The sequence below is a fragment of the Geobacter sp. PheSNFMC genome (assembly GCF_059620965.1).
In genome coordinates this window covers 1-22,840 of sequence record NZ_JCAMRN010000063.1, presented here as the reverse complement: position 1 = coordinate 22,840, position 22,840 = coordinate 1, and the positions used below count along the sequence as shown (strand labels likewise).

The following is a 22,840-nucleotide window of genomic DNA, read 5'->3' as shown; positions in this document are numbered from 1 at the left end:
CCCCCTACTACCGCGCCCGCTTCATCGGTGCCAAGCGGATTTCGCAGATCAACCCCGATATCCTCGCGCTGGACGACCTGCTGAGCGGCGCGGAAGAAGAAGGACTCGAAGAGATCCTTGCCAACGACACCCTCGGCGTTGGCCTGCTGAAATAGCTCCTGTCAGTCAATCACTCAAGAATCCGGTCCGTGGGCCGGATTTTTTTTTAAGGCATCATGTACCCGCTCATCGTCACTGCCGCCATTATCGAGCACAACGGCCTGATTCTCCTGACCCGACGGAGGCCGGACGCGCCCTATCCGCTGCTCTGGGAGTTCCCGGGGGGCAAGCTGGAACCCGAGGAACATCCCGAGGCGTGCATCGTCAGGGAGGTGCGGGAGGAGCTTGCCATGGAGGTGGCCGTGGAGGGTATCTATGATGTGATCTACTACCGCTACCCGGAGCGGTCCGTGATGGTGCTGGCCTACCGCTGCACCTGGACCGGCGGTGAACTGCAGGAACTGGACGTGGCCGGGCACCGCTGGGTGACGCCGGCGGAGGTGCCCGCCTTCGATCTTCTCCCGGCGGATATTCCGCTCGCTGCCAGGATAGCACGAGAATTCGGCACTGCGGGTTCTTCTCGCCCATAAGCCCCACCAGGCAGCGATGCGGAGGAGGCCCGCATCGCCAACCGGCCCCCCACTCCCTCAACACGATTCTTCAGCATCACCTCTAAACGGATGCCATGGTGCCCGGCAAAGGGACAATGCCTGCTTTGTCAGGAAGGACGCGACGGTGCACGGTCCATGGTCCGGCTGGTGGGAACCCTTGGGTGGGTCGGACGGAAGGTCCGGGAGCGGCTGAAGGAGTTGGAGGGCAGGGACGCGCGGGCAGAGGAAACGAAAAAAGGCGGCCACCATGGGGTGAGCCGCCTTTTGCATTGCTGTCGGCCGGTTACTTGCCGGCGATCCTGATGCCCGGAGCGAAAATGATCTTTTCGAAGGTCCGGTTGAGGGTCTTGCTGTGGAAGTTGAGCATGGGCGGCGAATCGGGGAACTCCACCTGGTCGCCGACCTTGACCTTGGTCTGCATGACGGCAACCCAGAGCTTCTGGCCCTTCTCTTCCACCTCCAGGTAGGTGTAGCCGGCAGCGTCCATGGTCGAGAGGACCTTGCCCTTGTGGCCTACGCCAGCGGGGACTTCAACCGGCTTGAGACCGGCGTGGGGGTCACCGCCGCCGTGAACGGCATCCTTGGGCATTTCACCCTGGGGGGCGGCCGGCATGCCGGCGGGCATACCGCTCTGCTGTTGCGGTGCGGGCGCAGTCTCGGGGGCCTTGGGCTTATCCTTGCATCCGGCAGCGGCGAGCAATACAACGGCGAGCGCAACCAATACTGATCTTTTCACCTGAATCCTCCTGTGGTTGGTTTATCACAAGGGCAAAAGCTACCATACATCCCGAATATTTTACAACAGCAAAAGTTGTGGATGAGTAACGGCGGCCCGTTTGCCGCGACGGTCAGTTTCCGATGACCACCTCTCCCGTGTCGGTAATCAGCTTGGCGGGGAGCTGGAATACTCTCTTGAAGATGTCGAACACCCCCCGCGACATGGATTTTACCGGGATCGCGGTGACGGTGGGGTTGGAGATCTTCCCCTTGGCTTCGAAGTAGGTGGTGATGAAGTGCTTCTCCTTGCCGGTCAGGATCCAGCCGACAATGGGAATCCGGTTGACCACCTTGTCCACGGTCTGGAGGGGCTGGACCCCCACGGTGACGGCAAGCTCCTCCCGGACCAGATCGATCTTGCCCACGGTGGAAATGTTCATGGCATTGCTGTCGATGAAGAGGTCCTCCGTTGAGATCACGCCGTCGCTCATGGCAAAGGTACCGGTGATCCTGTTGTAGGGCATGCCGTCCTTGACCATGTCGGGAAGCTGGAACTTGAGGAGCTGGGACACGTTCAGGATCGAGAATACCTTTGACAGCACGTTGAACTTGCGCATCTTGCCGTCGTCGAACCGGAGGGTGGCGTGACCGAGCAGGCTTTTTCGCAGGTCAGCCATGGTCGCCCCCCTGGCGGTCACGTCGGCCTGGAGCGACAGGGTGCCGGTGACGATGGCGTCGCCCGGGATCAGGTCAACCGCGTTGATCAGCGGCTCGGCTGATACCTTGTCCGCCTTGAGCTTCACCTGGTAGCGGGCCGACCCGTTTCCCCCCCCGTCGGCCCGGAGCGTGCCGGAGATCCGTCCGCCGTAGGCGCTGAACTCGAAGGGTTGCAGGTAGAGGATGCCGTTCTCGTAGTGGGCGACCGTGTGGAGATGCCGGGCCGCCAGCTTGCCGAACGAGGCTGAATCGGCGTCTATGGTGGCTTTCACGGTGGCTGCCCCCCCTTCGCCCCCCTGCTTCCGTTCCCGTTCCAGGGCGGAAAGGGCCAGGATGTCGTCCAGGTCGATGGCGGGAGAGGTGACGCTCACATCGACCGTGGGCTGCCGCATCTGGGTCACGGTCCCCTTGGCGGAGAGCTGGGACGAGCCGATTCTGCCCGCAAGCGAGCGGATCTTGAGGACGTCGTCCTGGTAGGTGAGGGTGCCCTGGAGATTCTGGATCTTCACGGCGCCCTTGGGGTGCCTCAGGCCCACGTCGTTCAGGTCGAGGGCCGGGGACGAGACCTCCAGGGTGAAGGACGGATCGCTGAAGTTCGTCAGGGACCCCTTGCCCTGGAGCGGCGAATTGCCGAGCATCAGGGAGAGCCGGGGGCTTTCCAGGGAGTTGCCCTTGAACCGGAGCGTGCCGGTCACGTTGCTGAGGGGCTTCACCGACTCGGCCGGCTTGAAGGAGGCCCCCGCCAGCGCCACCAGGCCGCTCCACTTCATGTCGGCCAGACTTTCGGCCACCCCCTCCGCCCGGGCGGAAATCTGCATCTTCCCCTGGGGATGGTACGGCTTCGCCTCGGGGATGTTGGCCGTGAGCGCCCCCATGGCAAACTGGTTCGAGGAGATGTCGAGCTGCGTGGGGAGGCTCTTCCCGTCCTGGAACCGGGCCGCGATAGACAGGGCAAGGGGAGGGAGCGCGTACTGGCACGACAGGGACCGGTCGCCGTTGCGGAGCAGGTTCATCCGGAACGCCAGGCTGTTTACCTGGCCCGTCGGCTTGGCAAAGGACTTCCCGTAGGAGTAGTCAGCGGCGGTCAGGTTGCAGTCGCCGGAAAAGGTGTAGGATGCCGTTCCCCCTTCGCCGGACAGGTTGAGGATCGAGTCGCCCGTGAACTGGAGCGATGCCGCGGCTTCCTTGCCGAAGAGCCAGTCCAGCTCCGCCTTGCGCGGCGTGAAAACGCCCTTGAAGGGGTAGCCCGACGGCGTGTCGAGGCAGTAGTCGCTGATCATGCCGTTGAGGGTGAAGGGAGATGTCCCGAACTTCCCCGACATGTTGCGCAGGGTGAAGTTCTTGCCGGCCAGCTCCAGGTCTCCCTTGATGCTGTTGAAGACCGGCCAGCCGTCCCCCATGTCGATCACGGCCCCTTCCAGGGCAGTGGCGCGCACCCGGAGCACGTTGTAGTTCTCCCCTTTCTCCATGGTCAGGATCTGGCTCACGCGGCCGTCGAGCCGCCCTTCGTCCACCCGGAAGTACCCTGCCTTGATGTGCTGTTCGATGAACTGGGACGCGTCGTCGGCGATGATGCCGAAGGGGATGTAGGAAAAGAACTTTTCCAGCCTGAAGGGGGCAATGGTGGTCCAGGCCACGATGCGGGGGTCCGGGGTGTGGATGTCCTTCACCGCACACCCCCCCTTGACGGTGAGGCCATCCATGCGGAAGTCGACGGACGAAACGTTCACCTCCCGGGGGGTTCGCGTCAGGGTATAGGTCAGGCGTACCTCGGCGGGGGTGAGGGGCTGGCGGAATACCTCCGGGTAGGCGAAGCGCAGTCCCGCCACCTGCAGCGATCCCTTGGAGGTGAAATCGAGCGGCGTGCCGTCCACGGTGCAGTCAAGGTTGAACCGCCCGCTCATGCGCTGGAACGGGACGCGGCTGCCGTAATAGGGCCAGTAGTGGCTCGCGTTGATGTTGTGGAGGCTCACCCGGGCATCCAGGTGCGCGGTGGTGAGGGGGGCGTCCTTGGCGGGCAGCTTCAGCTTGCCCTCGATGGCCACGGGGCTCTCGTTCTTTCCGTCCGTGAGCCGCCCTTCGATAGAGATGGGGCTTTCCTTGCCCCGCACCAGGCGGCCGATGAACAGATCGGCGTCCCTGAGGGTCGTGACGAGCGGGCCGCCGGCTGCCGCGCGGTCGGTAAAGGTCAGGCTCCCCTGTTTGACCCTCACCCCCCGCACCCGCAATTGCACCGCGCTCTTCGTCTCCTTTTCGCGCAGGAGATCATCGATGTTGAGGGTTCCGTCCTCGTGCCGCACGAGCTGCACGACGGGCTTTTCCAGTTCTACCCGCCGCAGGATGACCTTTTTCTCCAGCAGGGGGAGGAGCGCCAGCCGGAATCGGATCGCGGCGACGGTGGCAAAGGGGGTGTTGCCGTCCCGCTCCAGTATCCGCACATCGGTAAAGGTGAAGGCCGGCCCGAACCGTAGGGACACCTTCCCCGTGCCGTAGGTCACGGGGCGGTCCAGTTCCCTCCGGAGTTCCGCCAGGAGCTGGTCCTTGTAGGTGTCCAGCTCGTGGAGCCGCGCCACCAGCACAGTCAAGACCAGACCGCACAGGAGCGCCAGCGGTACCGTGACGTACAGCAGGATCTTTTTCCAGGAGGGAAGGGTCATGGGGGTGGGTCCTCGGAGTCAGGCGGCTGTGGAAATGCGATGAATCAGTATATACGAGGAGGGAATGGTGCCGCAACCCCTTGCGGCCTGTTGGAGCCTCTTGAGGGCCGTTCTGCGCTGCAATGCCGCGTTGCCAGCGGGTTGGGGCCTCCGTTCAGCCGAAGGCCCCAACCCGGTCATCCAATCAGTTCGGCCGGTCCTTGGCACGCTGCTGGCGTTTTTCCCAGCGCTCGCGGGCCCGATCGCGGGCCTCGTCGGCCTTCTGCCGTTGCTCCGGGGTGAGGATGGCGCCGACCCGGTCGTGGTAGCGGTCGCGGATCTCGCGCATCTTCTCGCGCTTCTGGGTGCGGTTCAGGGAGGCGTCATCGCGGACGGCCTTCATCTCCCCGTCCTTCTCGGCCAGGATCGGCGCGATGGCCGTCTTCTGCTCCTCGGTCAGCCCAAGGTGCCGTTCCATCCGTTTCAGTCGCTCGGCCGGGTCCAGCTTATTCATCCCCCCGCTGCCCCGCATTTTCCCCATCCCGGCTCCCGGCGCCGGATCGGTCTGGGCCAGAACCGCCTGCTGGGTGCCGGACAAAGCTGCGACGGCGGTCAGTGCCGCCAGTGCCAGTTTGATTCTTCTGCGCATGGTGTCTCCTTTCAGTGCGGCACCTGCCGCTGTTGTCAGATATGTCCGGATTAACGGTTCCACGGAGAATCGGTTGACAGGGTACCCCGTCCGCCCGGATAATGGCCCGGCCCAAACGCCCGGAGGAAGTCCATGTCCGATCGCTGCACCCTCATCGTCAATCCCGTGTCGGGAGGCTATTCGGAGACCGCCGTCCGCGCTGCCGTGGACGCCCTGCGCCGGGGCGGGCTGGCCCCTCACCTGCTTCTCACCGGCGGCCCCGACGATGCGGCCGTCTTTGCGGCCCGGCTCTGCGCGCAGGAGGAGCACCCCTTCGTCATCGCCGCCGGGGGAGACGGGACTGTCAACGGCGTGCTGAACGGCCTCGAACCGGGGCGGGCCACCCTCGGCTACATCCCCTTCGGCACCGCCAACGTGCTGGGGCGCGAGCTGGGGTTGCGCTCCGCCGGGGATGCCGTGGCCCGGATCGTGCGCCGGGAAACGCGGCCTCTCGCCACGGGGCTCCTGGAGGGATTCGGGGTGAGGCGGCGTTTTTTTCTCATGGCCGGGATCGGGTTCGACGGCCAGGTGGTGGAGGGGGTGCGCAGCGACGAAAAGAAACGCTTCGGCGCCGGGGCGTACCTTCTCTCGGCCCTCAGGACCTTTGCCGCCTGGGACCGGCGGCCCCTTGAGGTGGAGGCGGACGGCGTCGCCATCCCCTGCCACGGGGCGGTGATCTGCAACGCGGCCCGGTACGGGGGGCCCTTTGTCCTGGCGCCGGGAGCGAGCCTCTTCCAGGACGGGTTCCGGGTCGTCCTGATCCGGAACCCGTCCCGCTGGCGCTACCTCTTCCTTGCCCTTCGGGTTGTGGCGGGGCGCGGTGCCGGCGGCGGCGTCTCGGTTCTTTCGGCCAGGAGAGTGACCGTGGGCGGCAACAAGCCGGTTCAGGTGGACGGCGACTTCATCTGCCACTCCCCGGTCACCGTGACCGCTGAGGCCGATTTCGCCCGGCTCGTGGTCTGAGCCGCCGGGGCGCCCGGTTCACCCGCGCGGGAGGGGGTGACGGGTTCCTTTCGCATTGACGGTCTGTGGTTTTGCGGGACTTTTTTCTCCGGCAGTGTTGGTGGAAATATGACAAGGCAGAATCAAGGAATCGGCATTCCTGCCGATACGGATAGAGGTAGCGCGGTGATGAAAGGAACAGGTGCGACCCATGGCAAAGCCGAAGGTATTGATCGTCGATGACGTGAATCTCATGCTCGAGCTGGAGAAGAGCTTCCTGCGCTTTTCCCCCGTGCGGGTCTTTACCGCCCGCAATGGCGAGGAGGCCCTGGAGCTGGTGCGTAGTGAACGGCCCGACCTGGTCTACATGGACCTGAACATGCCGAAAATGAACGGAGTCGATTGCTGCATCGCCATCAAAAACGACCTGGAGTTGCGGGACACCCCCGTGGTGATGGTGACCACAGCCGGTAAGCCCGACGATCAGGAACTCTGCGCCCGGGCCGGCTGCGACGGCTACATCACCAAGCCCGTGGACCGGCGGTTGTTCCTGGAGATCGGCCGGCAGTACATCCCCGACATCGACCGCAGGGAACAGCGGATTTCCTTCTCTCTGCCGGTCACCTGCCGCACGGAGCAGCAGGAACTGACCGGCACCACGACCGACATCAGCGTGGGCGGCCTCTACCTGGCCATCGACCATGGAGTTGCCCGGGAAGAGAGCGTGGAGATCACCATCACCATCCCCGGCGGCGCTCCGGTCAGGGCCCGGGGGCGGGTGGCCTGGCTCAATGGTGTCGACGGGCGGGTCAAACCCCGGTTCCCGTCCGGTTTCGGGATCGAATTCATGGACATCTCCCCCGAGGACCTGATGCAGGTCAGGGGATTCGTCGAATCCCTGGGCAGTCTCTCATCTCCCGGCGCAGGGTCAGCCTGAACCAGAGGAACACCATGAGCGCCGCCGCCGCCCGGCCCGCCGGATTGTCGGTCAGGAGATCGAACCAGCGGTCGTGGAGCGAGAGGAGCGGGGTGGCGTCGTTGTCCCCGCCCCGGCGCAGGGCATTGCGGACGTCCAAAAAGAACGGAATCTGCCAGGCATTGCCCCGCACGTAGCCCCCTGTCCGGTACCAGAGCCGGAGCCGCTCCCGCCGGGTGAGCGCCATTGTCAGCCCGGCAATGCGCGCCAGATGCGGCCCCAGCCGCAAACGGCCGGACCGGTCCTGGCTCCGGTAGCCGGCCACCAGTTCCTCCACCCCCTCCTGCCAGCCGATGGCGGCGAAATTCATCAGGATCGCGTTCAGGGTCTGCCGCTCCCGCAGCCCCTCCGTCTCGAACCGTCGGGCCGAGGTGACGATTTCCGCCGGCAGCAGCACCCACGTTCCCGCCGCCGCAATCCGCTCCGCCAGCCGTACGTCCTCCATAATCGGCAGATCCTCGTCAAAGGGCCCCACCTGGGCGAAGAACTCCCGGGGGATGAGCAGCCCCTGGTCCCCGTGGGTGCAGCCGGGACGGTGGAGCCGCGCCTTGCGTTCGTAGAAGCGGTAGGCGAGGGGAGACGGGCCGTCCCCGGCGAATCGGAGCCGGAAGTGCCCGGCCATCCGCCCGTCGCCCCTGGTGGCCGCGGCCAGGTGGTCGAGCCCTTGCCGCAGGGCCAGGGGGTCGGAAAGGATGCTGTCCGCATGGAGGAACAGGAGCGTCGCGCCCCGGGCGGCGGCTGCGCCGGCGTTCATCTGGCGCCCTCTCCCGGGCGCGGTCTCCGTGACGGTCACGGGAAAGGGGAAATCCCCCGCGCGGCCGCGCACCAGGGCCACGGTGCCGTCGGCGGAGCCGCCGTCGCAGAGCAGGAGTTCCAGGGCCACATCCCGCTGCGCGGCCAGCGCGGCGAGCAGCGTTCCCACGGTCCCCGCCTCGTTCAGGGTGGGGACGATGACGGAAAGTTCGGGTTCAGGGTTTGAGAAGGCCATATCACCTGCCGGCAGAGCGATTGTCGCCATCATAGCACGGAATGCCCCCTTTGCCTCCCGCGACGTTCAAGGTCCCCGGACATGAAAAAGGCCCCGGAGGATTTTCCCCCGGGGCCGTGCAGGCAGATACCGCCGCAATCTCAGTGCATGACGCTGTCAGCTATCTTGACCAGGTTCGGCAGGTCGGGTTTGGTCACGATGTCCAGGGCGCCCAGGTCCTTCCACTTGCGCTTGTTGTCGTCGCTGGCCAGTGACGAGAAGATCAGCACCGGCAACTCCTTGAGCACGTCGTCCTTCTTGACCAGGGTAGTCAGGTGGAGGCCGTCCATCTTCGGCATCTCCACGTCGGTGATCAGGAGATCCAGCTCGCTCCTGAGGTTGACCCCGGCGGCGCGGCAGCGGGTAAGCTTGTCCTGGATCATGTTCCAGGCCTCTTCGCCGTTTTCGGCCTCCTCCACGTTGTAGCCGGCCCCGCGCAGGCTTGTGCAGATGCTGTTACGGATGAAGGCGGAGTCGTCCGCCACGAGGATGCGGCGCTGGGAGCGGTCGAGCACCGGACCGGGCAGGAGCTGGTCCTCGCTCAGGGCCCGCAGGGTTTCTTCAGTGCAGAGCTCACCCACGATCTTCTCGAAGTCGAGGATCAGGATGATCCGGTCCTCCATCTTCACCACGCCGGTCACGTAGGCCGACTCGATGGTCCGCACCGGCGGCTCCACCTGTTCCCACGAAATCCGGTAGATGCGCGACACCCCGTTCACCAGCACGCCCACCATCATCCGGTTGAACTCCAGCACCACCACACGGTCGGGCGTCAGGGCGCTGTATTCCTTGCCCAGCACCGTGGCCAGGTTCACCACCGTGATCACCTTGTCCCGCAATTTCATCATGCCGGACACGGCGGAATTGGCGTTGAACACCTTCCACATCTGGGGCTTGCGGATGATCTCGCGGACCTTGGCCACGTTCACCCCGAAGTAGGAGTGGACCGTCTCGCCGTTGGGGCCGGTTTCATCGATCATGAACTCGACGATTTCGAGCTCGTTGGTGCCGCTTTCAAGGAGAATTCTCGGTTCCGCCATGGCCGTAACCTCGCAGAGTGATCGCCTTCCGGATGAAGGCATGGTTAACGTATCGGCCATGCATGGGGAAACTTTAGCCAGGCTGTTGAAAAAGTTGCGGAAAGGCCGTCACGGGGCGGGAAGCACTTCGACCCGCGTATCGTAGAACGTGCTGCCGTTGCCCCGGTCCGTCAGGCGCTGGCTGGTGAGGGCGTTCACGGTCCGGTCGCCCGGGGCGTGCTCCAGCCACCAGACCCCCTCGGCCACGGCCACTCCCGGCGGAACCCGGTCAGTGGTCCGCAGGATGAAGGCGACCCGGCCCCGCTCGTTGGCGGCGATCACCCGCTGCCCGTCGGCCAGGTCACGGGCCGTTGCCTCGGCCGGGTTCAGGAGGAGCGACATGGCGCCCCCTTGCTTCTGCCGCAGCTCTTCCTGCTCGTAGAAGGAGGCGTTCAGGGCATAGGGGGTGGGGGCGGTCATGAGCCTGAGGGGCAGGCCGCCCGCGTCCTCGTGGCAGGGGATGTGACGGGGAAGCGGCTCAGGCTCGCGGGGATTGAGGATCTCCACCCTGCCCGAGGGAGTTGCGAAGGTGCGCGGGGCATCGGGGGCCAGGGGGAGCTCCACGGCCAGCCCCGCGTCGAACCGGACCTGGTCGATGCCGGCCCGCATGGCGGTGGGGACCGAAAGGAGCCGGTCGATCATCTCCCCGGCGCTCCGGCGGAAAAACTCTTCCTCGAACCCCATGGCCCCGGCCAGCAGGGCGAAGGTGTCCCAGTTGGACCTGCTCTCTCCCACGGGCGGGATGGCGGGCCGGGCCCGCTGGATGCAGTAGGTGCCGTAGGCCCGGTACACGTCTGCGTGCTCCAGGGACGAGGTGGCCGGCAGCACGATGTCGGCGTAACGGGCCGTGTCGGTCAGGAACCGCTCGTGGACCACGGTGAAGAGGTCGTCCCGGCAAAGTCCCCTGATCACCTCGTTCTGGTCCGGGGTCACCGCGGCCGGGTTCGAGTGGTACACATACAGGGACATGACCGGCGGGTCGGCCAGCTCGGTCAGGGCGTGGCCGAGCCGGTTCATGTTCACGACGCGGGTGGGCCGCGCCATGAAATCCTCCCGCAGCACCTCCCCCAGGGCAAAGGCGGGGCCGGTGCTCGTGGATGCCAGACAGCCGCCGCCGCGCACGGCGTAAGCTCCGGTCAGGGCGGGCAGGGCAGCGATGCAGCGCACCGTCATGGCCCCGTTGCCGTAGCGGGAGAGCCCGCTCCCCAGGCGGATGAAAGGGGCGCGCGCCCGGCCGTAGCGCCGGGCCAGCTCTTCGGTCTCCGCCGCCGGGATGCCCGTGAGGGCCGCCACCCGCTCCGGGGGATAGTCCGGGAGAATCCGCTCCGCCAGCTCATCGTACCCCTGCACCCACCCGGCCAGGAATGCCCGGTCCACCAGCCCGTCCCGGGCCAGGACGTGCATCATCCCCAGGGCCAGGGCCCCGTCGCTGCCGGGGCGGGGCAGGATCACCCGGTCGGCCGCGGCGGCCGTGGGGGTCCGGTAGGTGTCGATCACCCAGACCGGGGCTCCCCGCTTGCGGGCCTCGCGCACGCCGTGGAGGAAATGGATGTTGGTGGCCGCCGCATTGATCCCCCAGAGGATCACCAGGTCGCTCTCCGCCACCTCGTCCGGATGGGGGGCCGGCGTATCGCCCATGACTGCCTTCCACCCCGCCTCCTTGGCCGGCGAGCAGATGGTCCGCTCCAGCCTCGACGCCCCCAGCCGGTGGAAAAAGGGGTGACCGGCATTGCGCTGCACCAACCCCATGGTGCCCGCATAGGAGTAGGGGAGGATCGCCTCGGCCCCGTGGTCGGCGATGATCTCGCGCCAGCGGGCCGCAATGGCGGCAACGGCCTCGTCCCACGACGCGTGCCGGAACGAGCCGCTCCCCTTGGGGCCGGTCCGCACGAGAGGGGTGGTCAGCCGCCGGGGCGAGTGGACCGTCTTTTCGTAGTGGAGCATTTTGGGGCAGAGGGTGCCCCGGGTGAAGGGGTGGTCGGGGTCGCCGGTCACGCGCACCGCGCGGCTGTTCTCTATCTCGACCAGCAGGCCGCAGGTATCGGGGCAGTCATAGGGACAGACGGAACGCTTCAGTTCGGGCATGGTCGCCTCCCTGGGAGGATCAGGCCGGGGCACTCTCCGGGAGGGTGAAGTAGCAGGTGGTACCCGCCCCCTCGGCGCTTTCGAGCCAGACGCGGCCCTGGTGGCGGGAAATGATCCGCTGCACGATGGCGAGCCCCACGCCGGTGCCGGGGAACTCGTCCTGGCCGTGGAGTCGGTGGAACGGCTCGAAGATCTTGTGGGCATAGCCCATGTTGAAGCCGGCGCCGTTGTCGCGAACGAAATAGACGAGCTCTCCCTCCCGGTGCGTGCTGCCGAACTCGATCCGCGCGCCGTCCGTGCGGGAGGTGAACTTCCAGGCATTGCCGATCAGGTTGTCCAGGGCCACCCAGAGGAGCTCCGGATCCCCCGTGGCCGTGGCTCCCGGCTCCACGGACACCGTCACCTGCCGCTGGGGCTCCGTCTCCCGGTGGGCTGCAACCACCGTCTCAACCAGTTCGCTCAGGTTCACCGGCAGTAGTTCGAGTTCCCGGCGCTGGACCCGGAACAGGCTCGACATGGCGGACATGACCCGCTCCATCTGGACACCCACCTCGGCAATCCGGTCCAGATAGCCGCGCAGTTCGCCGTCCAGACGGTCGCCGCAGTCCTCCTCCAGGGCCTGGCACAGGCCGCGCAGCCGGAGCAGCGGCGCCCGCAGGTCGTGGGAGGCCGAGTAGTTGAACGACTCCAGTTCCCGGTTGGCTGCCATGAGCTCGGCGGTCCGCCGGTGCACCATCTCCTCCAGGTTGACGTTCAATTCCCGGATGGTGCGCTCCGACTCATCCTGGGCCAGCTTGCGCTGGAGCAGGGACTCGGCCATGCTGTTGAACGACGCCGCCAGGGAGCCCAACTCGTCCCGGGACTCCACCGGCACCTTCACCCCCTTGTTGCCCGCGGCGATTTCCCGGACTCCCCGCTCCAGTTGGGTCAAAGGACGGGTAATCCCCCTGATCACGGGGTAGAGCGCCCCGATCACCGCCACCAGGGCAGCGACGGCAACCAGCAGCGCCGTGGCCGCCAACTGTTTCACCTTCCGGTGGAGAGGCTTTTCGTCCATCACCACGTGCACCGAGCCGATGACGGTGCTCTTCTCCCGGCCGTTGGCGAAAAAGAGGTCTTCCTCGTCGTCGGCGGTCGCCTGGGTTCGAATCGGCTCGTAGAACTCCAGGGCGCCCGGACCGTTGCGGATGCCCCCCTCGGCTCCCGGTTCCGGCCGGGCCGGGGCCGCCGTCTCCCGGGCATGGTAGCCCGGTCCCTGGCGGAAGAAGTGGACCAGGGACCGGCCTTCACGGTCCAGGATGGCCACCTCCAGCACGGAGCCGTGGGTTATGATTCCCTGGGCCACCTCGTGCAGTTGCTCCCTGTTCCCGGCAAAGAGGGGGAGCCGTGCGTTGTGGGCCATGAGCCGCGTCATGAGCCGGCCCTCGGTGAGGAGCTTGTCGTGCAGGGAGCGGTACTGGTTGTAGAGGAAGAAGGCGGTGAAACAGGTGGAGAGGGCAATGATCGAAAGGGAGATCACCATAAAGAGCTTCGCCCGGAAGCTCCTGCGGAGGACAGCGATAAAGGAACGCACTGGAGGAGCGTTCGCACCCATGGTTACTCTCCGAGTCGCGCCGGGTCGATCCCCAGGTGGCGGGCCACCGAGCCGTTCAGTTTGAGGACCGGCCGGGCCGGACCTTCGGCCGGCATGCTTTCGATCCCCACGCCGTCCATGATGCGGCGGGCCATCCTGCCCGCCTGGCGGCCCAAGTCGGCAGGATCGATGGCCAGCGCCGCCAGGGCTCCCGTGCCCAGGTACTTCTCGGCAAAGGCCACCACCGGCACCCGGCTGTTCTGGGAGAAGAGGAAGATCGCCTCCTGCCCCTCCCGGGTGAGCACCGTGGCGTCGGGGAAGAGCCAGAGCACGTCGGTCTTGCCCGCCAGTTCCGACAGGATGCGCGGCACGTCCCGGGGTGAGCGGGCCACCCCTTCCACCAGGGTGATGCCAAGGCGCTCGGCCGCCGTGCGGGCCTGCCGCGCCATGGCTCCGGTGCGCTCCGGGTCGTAGAGGATTCCCACCCGCCGGCCGCTGAGGCTGTCGCGGATGAAGGTAAGGTAGCGCTCGGGCGCCACCGTCATGGTCACCCCGGTAACGTTGCGGCCCAGGGCGCCGACCGACTCGGGGGAGGCCACCATCACGTACACCACCGGAATCTCGCGGATTTCCCTCACCCGGATCAGGGCCTCGCGGCCCACGGCCAGCACCAGGCGGGGGCGCGCCTCGCGCACGGCCCGCACCACGTCGGCGCCCCGCATCTCCGCAAGGACCAGCCGCTCCACGGTACGCACCCCGGCCGTCCCCTCGAAGCCGCGCACTGCCGCCTCGTAGGGGATGTTCCGTTCGCCCTGCACCACCACGACCTCCGCGGCGAAAGCCGGGAAGCCCCAGAGGAGCAGCAAGGCGAGTATGTGGAAGATACGTGCCGTCATGGGTTCCTAAATCGTTTCCCTTACCACTTGATGCGCAGGCCGCCTTCGAACCAGCGGCCGGGGTTCTTGAATATCTCGTCGTGATACTGGGCGCCGTTGAACAGGTTGCGGCCGGTGGCGAAGAGCTCGGCCTCCGTGTTGTCGCTCCGGAAGAAGCGCCACCCCAGGTTGAGATCCCAGATGAAGTTGTTGTATTTCGCGCCCCAGTCGCCGGGGGTGTTCCACCAGCGGTACGCACCGGTGAGGGCGCCGCGGAAGGTGCGGTCGTCGTAGTGAAACCCGAGATCCCAGATGTGGCGGGCGACTCCGGGAAGTTTTTCGTCGGTCTGCAGGTTCTTGGCGTCGGTGAAGACGTAGCCGGCGGTGAGCCAGGAGTTGTAAAGCGGAGCGGAGCGGGCCTCGATCTCGAACCCTTCCCGCAGCGTCCTTGTCACGGTATTGCCCTGCTCCTTGAATTGATTGCGGAACCACGTCCCCTTAAGCCAGAGGAAGGGGATGTCGGTGGTTTCGAGACCGGCCTGAACGGTCCAGCCGATGTCTCTGGTGGTAAACCCCGGGGTAAGGATCGGCAGGTTGTAGCCCCGGGCGGCGTAGGCCCGGAGCAGGGTCTTGTCGGTGATGCCGAGGGTTGCTCCGATGCTGGGGCTGAAGAAGTCGCCGGAGTGGCTGGTGAGGTCGTACCGGACCGCCGGGGTGATGCTGAACCGCTCCCAGGCGATGGTGTCGTTCAGGAAGAAGCCCCACTTATCGTTAGTTCCGTTGATGTTGAAGAGGGGGTTTTGGGCCTGTCCATGGTCGAATTCGATCCCTCCGGTAAGGGTCTGGAGTCCCTGGCGCCAAGTGAGGTAGGCCGTGCCGCCGGCTGTTTTTTCGTCGTTAGTTATGGTGGCTAAACGCTCGCCAGTGCTGATGTCGTCAAAACTTTCAGTGAAATCGAATCGTGTTGCCTTGATTAGGGTATTGAAGGTTAGCCGGTCGTTCAGGGCGTAGTCGAGCGAAAGGGTCGATTGGAGGATGCGCAGCTTCAGTCGATCTGAAAATCCGGCGAACGAGATAAGGCCAACCTGTGGGGATGTCTCCATGGAGTTTAAGGTCAGGCGGACACTGCCCCGGTCGGCCAAGCTCCAGCGGAGTTTGGCGTAGAGGTTGTTGTTCTCGGTGGCGTTGAATGGATGGAAGCCGTTGCTTTGGAGGTTGCCACCCGACAGGTAGTAGCCGAGGCGGCCCACCGTGCCGGAAAGCTCGCCTCGGGCGTCACGGGTGCCGTTCTCGCCGCCGGAGAAGGAAGCGGCGCCGCTGAAGGATGCGTGGGGGGCCGGTTCCTTGGTGATGACGTTGACTATTCCCCCCAGGGACGAGCCCCAGCTTGAGGATGCAGGCCCCTTCAGGACCTCCACCCGTTCGATGATCTGGACCGGTACCATGCCGGGGATGGCATAGCTATCGGATTCGTTGTCGATGGGGACCCCGTCGATCAGGATCTGAATAAACCGCGTAGTGGCTCCGGCGAACTCAGTGAGGGTAGGGGCGCCTGGAGCCGTGTTTCCTTGGACTTGAACGCCGGGGATCGTGGCGAGAACATCGGCCAGGGTGTGAGCGTTCATCGCCTCAATCTCGTCGGCGCTGATGACGGTGATGTTCTCTGCGCTGCGGGAGAGGGGCTTGGGGGAGCGGGTGGCGGTGGAGACGGTCAGATCGTGGGGCTCGTAGTAGAGTTCCAGGAGCTCCCGGTCGCTGTCGGTTTCGGCGTGGGCCGTGAAGGGTATGGTCAGGGAAAGGAAGCCTAAGAAAAAGAAGAGCCCAGGAAGCAACGACGAAAGGCGTCGGAAGGGGCTTCCGGCGCGCGTTTTCGAGGTTTTAACGGAGCTCTGGGTTGGCATGGCACTTGCTTTAATGAGACTGGCAAAGTTGGAGCGAACGTATGGCTTATAGCAGAGGACCGCAGCGAATGTCCATTGCTTTTTGTCCGGCTGGGCAGTGAAGTCAGACCGAGGGAAGGGGGGAGGTTAATGAGTCAAATAACGGACGGGGTGACGGTTCTTGACGCCGGGAACTCGGCGCACCCGGAGGGACCGACGGCCTGTTGTACGTCGTCGTTGGTAACTACGAGGGTTCAACCGGAAGAGTAGTGAGCCGCAGGAAGGATGAGGGGGCGATGGCCCCTTTCTCTTTCCACTATTTCATGGAAAATCCTTTGCCGAAGCCACCGACGGCCCGGGGATTCCGCATTCCCGTGTGGTGCCGGGGGGCTTTGACCCCGGCACCACGTATCTTTCTTTGGGCGGCCAAAGAAAGTATGCAAAGAATACCGCCCCCGATGCCTTGGCCGCTGGCAGGGCTCTCCTCGCTCCATCGGACGCAGCAAAGGGGCAGAGGCGCACGGCATGTTCTCAATCAAGTCCCCCTTTGCGAACAGGGGATTTAGGGGTATATGCCGTAAAGATTTCAAATCCCCCCTCCCCCCTTTCGTAAAGGGGGGAGTTCTTTTCCTCTCTCGGAGTCCATCCCATGACCCTCTCCCGCTACGTCTCCTCTTACCCTTGTTCGGAATCCCCCGACCACGTCATCCTCTTCTCTTGCCGTACCGGCGCGGTGGTGCGGGTTTCCCGGTCCGCCCTCGACGCGGCCCGGGCAGGCACCCTTTCCCCTGCCGCGACCGAGACCCTGGACAAGCACGGCTTTCTCGCGCCCGGCCCCGAGGCCGAGCGGGCGGAGATGCTCGCCTGGTTCGACCGGATCAACGCCGACCGGCGCCGGGCCGGCATGGTGGCGGTGCTCACGCGGCGTTGCAACCTGGCCTGTCCCTACTGTTTCGAGGGGGGGCAGGCGCCGGAAGGCGACATGAGCGAGGAGACCGCGGATCTTCTGGCCGCGATGATCGAGCGGGAGTACCTGGCAAAGGGATGGCGGGTGGATATGGATTTCTACGGCGGCGAGCCGCTGCTCCGGCCCGACCTGATCAGGCGGATCGCGGAGCCCTTGCGGGCCGCGGGGGGTGGGCTGTTTCACGGCAACATGGTCAGCAACGGCACGCTGCTGAACCGGGCGGTGATGACGGACCTGGCGGCCCTGGGGATCGAGTCGGTCAAGGTGACCCTGGACGGTCCGCCCCGGGTGCACGACCGGTACCGCCCCTACGGCGGCGGCGGCGGGAGTTTCCACGACATCCTGCGGGGAATGGGCGAGGTGGTCGATCTGGTGAAGATCCACGTGGGAGGGAACGTTACCCGGGAGACCTGGCGGGAATACCCGGCGCTCCTGGATCTGCTGCTGGCGGAGGGGTTTACCCCGGACCGGCTCGGCACGGTGCGCTTCACCCCGGCCGTGGGGGGGAGGGGGAGCGGAGCGTTGCCCCACTTCGCCGAGGGGTGCGCGACCTGCGAGGAGCCGTGGCTGGCCGAGGCGGAGCTGGCGTTGCGGGAGGAGTTGATGAAGCGGGGCTTCGGCGTGCCCAAGCCCGGCCCCTTTTCCTGCATGATCGAGCTTGAGAGCGACCTGGCCGTGGACGCCGACGGCCGCTGCTACAAGTGCCCGGCCTTCATGGGGCACGAGGGGTACGCCGTGGGCGATCTGCGCGCCGGCTTCAGCCCCACGGCACCGTCCTATGGCTACGATATCTGGCGCCGGGAGGAGTGCCTGGACTGCTCCTGGCTCCCCCTCTGCTTCGGCGGCTGCCGTTTCATGAAGCTGGTGGAGGCCGGGGCGGTGACCGGCGTGTCGTGCCAGCGGGAGTACCTGGCCGGCACGGTGGAGACGATGGTGCGCCGGGGGCTGGCGGCGGGCCGCTCAGTCCAGCAGTGAATCCAGGTGATCGAAGTCCAGGACCGCTTCGGCCTGGGCCTTGACCAGATCGATCTTTTCGATGTCCTCGGCGCTGATCTTGGAGACATGGTGCTTCATGGCCGAGAAGACGTCGGCGGTGGTCTCGTGGATGCGGATGACGGGGATGTTGCTCCCGTCGAGGATCTGCTGGGTGATGGCCGACACCGGGGCGTGGCCGGGGATGACGAGGCCGGCGATCTTCTCCCGGTAGGCCGGGATGTGGTAGAGGGACGAGATGGTGACCAGGAGCTCGTCCCGGGAGCTGGTGACCACCAGCAGGGTGGACTGATCCAGGCCGTCGATGACCTTCTGGGATGAGGCGGCTCCCAGTTGGATGTGGTGGACGATGCGGGTCCCCTGGGTCTGGTCGCCCCGCAGGGGGTGCCCCAGGAGCCGGGAGATATGGTTGAGGGTCGGGTTGGCCAGGACCGGTGACCAGTCGAAGGCGCCGATGACCTCGATGCCGAAGGGCTTGAAGGAGCGGCCCAGGTACGAGAGGGAGGTCTCCCTCTTCTCGGGCAGGAGCTTGTTGACCACAAGCGCCTTGACCGGCACCTCTTCCATCCGGTAGAGGGGGAGGTTGAGCTGGACCGAGTCGATGACGTTGCCGATGCCGCCGCCGCTCACCAGGATCACGGGCGCGTCGGTGATCTTGGCCACCCGGGCGTTGTTGAGGCCGATGACCGAGCCCACCCCGCCGTGGCCCGACCCTTCGATGATCAGGAAGTCGTTTTTCTCCTCCAGGGCGGCCACTGCCTCGGTGATCCGCTCCACGGGCCAGAGGGCCGGGATCTCGCCGTCGATGAACTTCTTGGTGGAGCCCCGGCCGAGCACCACGGGGGACATGTGGGGGATGTCCTCTTCAAGCCCGAAGATGCGGGCCATGAGGGCCGCGTCCTTGTCCACGGTGATGCCGTTGAAGACCTGGCACTTGGGGCCCACGGCCTTGATGAAGCCGACCCGGCCGTATTTCTTGCGCGCCAGGTGCATGAGCGAAACGCTGATGGTGGTCTTGCCCGCGTTCATGCCGGTGGCTGCAATGAAGATCTTTCTGCTCATGGTAGTGACGATTCCTCGATAATGATGATTCCGGTAGAATGAGCAGTATAAGTTTACCATTCAAAGGGATGCAAGCATGTATACCGAACCGATTTCTTTAATCCCGCCCGGCCTGGCGGCGGGGTACCGCACCTGCCGGCCGGTGCCGCGGTGACGCGGCGGGTTTTGCCCGGGCATGCCCTCCCGTGTTCGTGACGTTCCGTTGGTTGGCAACGTCGCACTGCCTGTGGTAAGCTAGCCCCCATGAAACGCAAAACCCTCCCCAAACTCATCTACGCCGACGCCAAAGGAAACATCTTCGACCATCCCCATCTCTGCATGGCCGGCATGAGCGGCCCCGAAACGGTGCTCCCCGAATCGGTGGAGCTGATCCCGCTGCCCGAGGGGAGCCGGCTCTTCACCATCCCGGACACGCCGCCCGTTGCCTGGGACGAGCAACAGCGGAAGTTCGTGACCGTGGCCTCGGTGCGGGAGGGGCGGCGCCCGATGCCGGTGCAGGCGGTGTCGGCCTTCATGGCGCCCGGGTACGTGCGGTTGCTGCTGCCGGCGTGCGATTATTCGCGCAAGAAGGTGCACCTCCCCCTCTGGTCGTACACGGCGGTGGGCTGGGACGAGGAGCGGGACTGCTTCGTGGTGGCGGCGAGCCGGGTGGACACCAACGAGAACTGGAACCCCTGCAACTACGACGACCGGAAGCTGGACCCCCTGGTGCGGCAGCGCTTGGCGGAAATGCCCCGCAACCGGCTCCTGGAGCAGTTGGCCCGCTGCGCGGTGGATTACCACTGCTTTGCGGCCAAGAACCTCTTTTTCCGCCGCTGGGAGGCGCCGCTTCCCACCTCGCCGGCGTGCAACTCGCGCTGCCTCGGGTGCATCAGCCTCCAGCCCTCGGACTGCTGCCCGGCCAACCACGAGCGGATCGGCTTCGTCCCCACGCCGGAGGAGATCGTGGAACTGGCCCTGCCGCACCTGCTGGAGGCGCCGGAACCCATCGTCTCCTACGGCCAGGGGTGCGAGGGTGACCCGATCATGCAGGCGGACACCGTGGCCGAGGCCACGCGGCGGCTGAAGGCGGCCACCTCCCGGGGGACGGTGAACTTCAACTCCAACGGCTCTTTCCCGGACCGGATCGCCATGCTCTGCGACGCAGGCATGGACTCCATGCGCTTTTCCATGAACTCGGTGCGGGAGGAGGTCTACGACCGGTACTACCGGCCCGTGGGATACCGCTTCGCAGACGTGAAGGAGTCGGTGCGGCTGGCAGGGGAGCGGGGGCTGTTCACCATGATCAACTACCTGGTGTCGCCGGGGGTGTCGGACAGCGCCGACGAGGTGGAGGCCCTGCTCCGCTTCATCGGCGAGACCGGGGTGAAGATGATCCAGATGCGGAACCTGTCCATTGACCCGGATTTCTACAACAAACGGATGGGCGCCACGGGGCGGGGCATCGGCATGTACCGGATGCTGGAGCGGGTGAAACGGGAGTTTCCCCACATCCAGTACGGCTACTACAACCGGACCCGGGAGAACTTCTTCCCGGAGGGGTATGAGAAGGGGTGGCCGATCCGCTAGTCGGGCAGCCCTTCCACAACCATCCGGGCCCACTCGTGCAGCGCCAGATCCCGGTAGGTCTTGAAAACCCGTCCATCTCTCGTGCGGAAGAGCTTTTTGGGTTCGCGGTCGTCGATCGAGTTGTCGTACACGTATGCCCGGTCAACCATGGAGATCGCCAGGGCACCGTTGGCAATGGAGCGCTGGTAGCGGGAAATGATCTTGGCGATGGGGACATCGTGACCGCCCGCCATGACCCGCCTGGCGACGCGGGACGCATTGATCGCCGGGCTGTCGGTGCCGATGAAAAAGAAGCGGATGAAGAAGTCGGCCTCTTTCGCCCGCCTGATGAAATCCAGTTTTTCCGGGACGGAAAAAACCGTTTCCAGGAGCATGCTCCTTTTTCCCCTCAAGCACTCCTCTCTGAGTTCCTGAGCCCTGGCCGCAGCTTTCATTACGGCCTCGGGAGAGTTCCAGTCACCGAATTCATTCTTGGCGATTTCATCGGGGTTGATGAAGATGCAGCCCTCCGACCAGTCGTGTCTGAGGACCTGGCTCGTGAACGTTGTCTTGCCCGAACCGTTCGGCCCGGCAATGACGATCAGCTTATGCCTGAGAGCGCTTTTCGCCATGGGCCTGGAACGCCTCGCGGGCCGACTCAATCTCGCGCCGCAGGTTGTCTCGAAGCAACTGCTTCAACTCGATGGTCTGGGCCTTGGTCTGCTCGGCGACAGCCCTCATGATTTCATTCAATTCCTTCTCGGAAATCTCCTTGGTCTGCTCGCAGGATTCTTTTTGTTTTTCAGCAGGTCTCATGATTGCCTCCACAATCGGTACACGTCCAATCTAGCGGAACCGCTCCATGGGGTCAATTCAATAAAACGGGAACGGGCCTGCCGTCAGACAGGCCGGTCGCCTCCCTCAGTACCTGACGTCGAACCCGTCGAACTCGCCCCGGTAGTGCTCGCGCTCCAGGATGACCCGGTCAACCCGGGCGCGGGATGGACCGTGGTGGCACCAGGTCACCAGGGCGTCGACGGCCTCTTCTTCCCCCTCGAAGCAGCCCTGGACATCGCCGCCGGCAAGGTTTTTCACCCAGCCGGACACGCCGAGCCGCTGGGCCTGCTGCACCGTGTGGTGCCGGAAAGCCACCCCCTGCACCAGCCCCTTGATGGTTACGATGGCGCGGATCTTCATCTATCCCCCCTCCAGCATTGCCAGGAATTCATCCTCGGTCAGCACCCTGACCCCCAGTTGGCGGGCCTTGTCCAGCTTGCTGCCGGCCTCGGCGCCGGCAACCACGTAGTCGGTCTTTTTCGAGACGGAGCCAGCCGCGTGGCCCCCCTCCTTCTCCACCATCTTCTGGGCCTCAGGGCGGCTGAAGCGGGCGAGCGCCCCGGTGAAGACAAAGGTCTTGCCGGTGAAACGGCCCCCCACCTTTTTCTCCTCCACCGTGGGCCGGACCCCGGCCTCGATCATCCGCCGGACGGTCTCCCGGTTCCCCTCGTTGCGGAAAAAGGTGATGATGCTGCGGGCCACCTGGGGGCCCACCTCGCGGATGGAGAGGAGTTCCTCCTCGGTGGCCCGCTCCAGGTTCTCGATGCTGCCGAAGGCGCCGGCCAGGAGTTTTGCCGTGTGTTCCCCCACGTGGCGGATGCCCAGGGCGAAGATGAAGCGGGAGAGCTCCCGCTGCTTGCTGGCCTCGATGGCGTTCAGGAGGTTTTCGGCCAGCTTGTCCCCCATGCGCTCGAACTGCATGAACTGTTCTCTGGTGAGGGTGTAGAGGTCGGCCACGTTTTTCACCAGGCCCAGCCGCAGGAGCTGCTCGATGTACTTCTCGCCCAGCCCCTCCATGTCCATGGCATCGCGGGAGGCGAAGTGGATGATGGATTCGCGGATCTGGGCCGGGCACGAGAGCCCCATGCAGCGGACCGCCACCTCGCCGGGGATCTTCACCACCTCGGAGCCGCATTCGGGGCAGGCGGCCGGGATGGGGAGGAGGCGTTCACGGCCAGAACGCTTTTCGGCCAGGACCTTGACCACGGCCGGGATCACGTCGCCGGCCCGCTCAATCACCACGGTGTCGCCGATGCGGATGTCCTTGCGCTCCATCTCCTCCCAGTTGTGGAGGGTGGCGCGGGAGACGGTGACGCCGGAGACCTCCACGGGCCTGAGGTGGGCCGTGGGGGTGATCACCCCGGTGCGCCCCACCGAGGGGACGATGTCCTCCACCAGGGTCACCGCCTGCCGGGGCGGGAACTTGACGGCCACGGCCCAGCGGGGGGAGCGGCTCTTTTCGCCCAACTCCCGCTGGAGGGCAAAGGAATCCACCTTGACCACCACGCCGTCGATCTCGTAGGGGAGGGAGTCGCGGCGTTCGGTCATCTCCCGGTAGTAGGCGAGGATCTCCGCCACTCCCTTGACC

General features: G+C 65.5%; 19 protein-coding genes. 5 read left to right on the top strand and 14 right to left on the bottom strand.

The annotated features are described in order from the left end of the window. The first annotated feature begins 215 nt into the window (after positions 1–215). Positions 216–629 (top strand): (deoxy)nucleoside triphosphate pyrophosphohydrolase, encoded by a 414-nt coding sequence (locus AC6CDK_RS13870; RefSeq protein WP_039646114.1) that lies wholly within the window; start codon positions 216–218, stop codon positions 627–629. A 304-nt stretch (positions 630–933) separates the two neighbouring features. Here AC6CDK_RS13870 and AC6CDK_RS13865 read toward each other — a convergent pair whose 3' ends face one another. From AC6CDK_RS13865 to AC6CDK_RS13855, 3 genes are all read right to left on the bottom strand, one after another. Further along, complete coding sequence (locus AC6CDK_RS13865) at positions 934–1,386, bottom strand: hypothetical protein (RefSeq protein ID WP_039646112.1); 453 nt, start codon at positions 1,384–1,386, stop codon at positions 934–936. Positions 1,387–1,498: 112 nt separating this feature from the next. Further along, positions 1,499–4,741 carry a YhdP family protein gene (locus AC6CDK_RS13860; RefSeq protein ID WP_192905069.1) on the bottom strand — a complete coding sequence of 1,081 codons (3,243 nt, stop codon included), beginning with the start codon at positions 4,739–4,741 and terminating at the stop codon, positions 1,499–1,501. 184 nt (positions 4,742–4,925) lie between these two features. Continuing rightward, positions 4,926–5,369 (bottom strand): DUF4890 domain-containing protein, encoded by a 444-nt coding sequence (locus AC6CDK_RS13855; RefSeq protein WP_192905070.1) that lies wholly within the window; start codon positions 5,367–5,369, stop codon positions 4,926–4,928. Positions 5,370–5,501: 132 nt separating this feature from the next. Between AC6CDK_RS13855 and AC6CDK_RS13850 the strand changes: the two genes are divergently transcribed. Next, on the top strand, positions 5,502–6,371 hold the full coding sequence (locus tag AC6CDK_RS13850; protein WP_192905071.1) for a diacylglycerol/lipid kinase family protein: 870 nt from the start codon (positions 5,502–5,504) through the stop codon (positions 6,369–6,371). A 190-nt stretch (positions 6,372–6,561) separates the two neighbouring features. Beyond that, on the top strand, positions 6,562–7,287 hold the full coding sequence (locus AC6CDK_RS13845) for a response regulator (RefSeq protein WP_039646104.1): 726 nt from the start codon (positions 6,562–6,564) through the stop codon (positions 7,285–7,287). On the opposite strand, the gene AC6CDK_RS13840 is transcribed toward AC6CDK_RS13845, so the two are convergent. The 6 genes from AC6CDK_RS13840 to AC6CDK_RS13815 all read right to left on the bottom strand — a co-directional run bounded on the left by AC6CDK_RS13840 (position 7,229) and on the right by AC6CDK_RS13815 (position 15,866). Beyond that, on the bottom strand, positions 7,229–8,347 hold the full coding sequence (locus AC6CDK_RS13840; protein ID WP_237560736.1) for a TIGR04283 family arsenosugar biosynthesis glycosyltransferase: 1,119 nt from the start codon (positions 8,345–8,347) through the stop codon (positions 7,229–7,231). The two genes, AC6CDK_RS13845 and AC6CDK_RS13840, sit on opposite strands and share 59 nt — an antisense overlap. A gap of 107 nt (positions 8,348–8,454) precedes the next feature. Beyond that, a complete protein-coding gene (locus tag AC6CDK_RS13835; RefSeq protein WP_039646100.1) occupies positions 8,455–9,393 on the bottom strand; it encodes a chemotaxis protein in 939 nt (312 codons plus the stop codon). Between the two features lie 108 nt (positions 9,394–9,501). Beyond that, positions 9,502–11,517, bottom strand: coding sequence for a molybdopterin oxidoreductase family protein (locus tag AC6CDK_RS13830; protein WP_066357787.1), 2,016 nt, complete (start codon positions 11,515–11,517; stop codon positions 9,502–9,504). 19 nt (positions 11,518–11,536) lie between these two features. Beyond that, positions 11,537–13,111 (bottom strand): sensor histidine kinase, encoded by a 1,575-nt coding sequence (locus AC6CDK_RS13825; RefSeq protein WP_039646096.1) that lies wholly within the window; start codon positions 13,109–13,111, stop codon positions 11,537–11,539. A gap of 2 nt (positions 13,112–13,113) precedes the next feature. Further along, positions 13,114–13,986 (bottom strand): ABC transporter substrate-binding protein, encoded by an 873-nt coding sequence (locus AC6CDK_RS13820; RefSeq protein WP_039646094.1) that lies wholly within the window; start codon positions 13,984–13,986, stop codon positions 13,114–13,116. Between the two features lie 20 nt (positions 13,987–14,006). Beyond that, positions 14,007–15,866, bottom strand: coding sequence for a TonB-dependent receptor plug domain-containing protein (locus tag AC6CDK_RS13815; protein ID WP_039646092.1), 1,860 nt, complete (start codon positions 15,864–15,866; stop codon positions 14,007–14,009). A 628-nt stretch (positions 15,867–16,494) separates the two neighbouring features. Between AC6CDK_RS13815 and gptM the strand changes: the two genes are divergently transcribed. Further along, on the top strand, positions 16,495–17,787 hold the full coding sequence (gene gptM / locus AC6CDK_RS13810; RefSeq protein ID WP_226048213.1) for a geopeptide radical SAM maturase: 1,293 nt from the start codon (positions 16,495–16,497) through the stop codon (positions 17,785–17,787). On the opposite strand, the gene AC6CDK_RS13805 is transcribed toward gptM, so the two are convergent. Next, positions 17,773–18,867, bottom strand: coding sequence for an AAA family ATPase (locus AC6CDK_RS13805; protein ID WP_039646090.1), 1,095 nt, complete (start codon positions 18,865–18,867; stop codon positions 17,773–17,775). The genes gptM and AC6CDK_RS13805 overlap by 15 nt on opposite strands. Positions 18,868–19,110: 243 nt before the next feature. Here AC6CDK_RS13805 and AC6CDK_RS13800 point away from each other — a divergent pair, with 243 nt between their 5' ends. Beyond that, entirely contained in the window at positions 19,111–20,436 is a 1,326-nt protein-coding gene (locus tag AC6CDK_RS13800; RefSeq protein ID WP_192905072.1) for a radical SAM family protein, read from the top strand. Here AC6CDK_RS13800 and AC6CDK_RS13795 read toward each other — a convergent pair. The 4 genes from AC6CDK_RS13795 to ligA all read right to left on the bottom strand — a co-directional run. Then, complete coding sequence (locus tag AC6CDK_RS13795) at positions 20,433–21,047, bottom strand: ATPase (RefSeq protein WP_039646087.1); 615 nt, start codon at positions 21,045–21,047, stop codon at positions 20,433–20,435. The two genes, AC6CDK_RS13800 and AC6CDK_RS13795, sit on opposite strands and share 4 nt — an antisense overlap. Further along, complete coding sequence (locus tag AC6CDK_RS13790) at positions 21,022–21,231, bottom strand: hypothetical protein (protein ID WP_039646085.1); 210 nt, start codon at positions 21,229–21,231, stop codon at positions 21,022–21,024. The genes AC6CDK_RS13795 and AC6CDK_RS13790 overlap by 26 nt, the downstream gene beginning before the upstream one ends. A 105-nt stretch (positions 21,232–21,336) precedes the next feature. Next, the gene (locus AC6CDK_RS13785) at positions 21,337–21,612 is read right to left on the bottom strand and encodes an acylphosphatase (protein ID WP_039646083.1); all 276 of its coding nucleotides are present in this window, start codon (positions 21,610–21,612) and stop codon (positions 21,337–21,339) included. Then, on the bottom strand, positions 21,613–22,840 hold a 1,228-nt coding region (ligA, locus tag AC6CDK_RS13780; protein WP_496639884.1), incomplete at its 5' end, for an NAD-dependent DNA ligase LigA.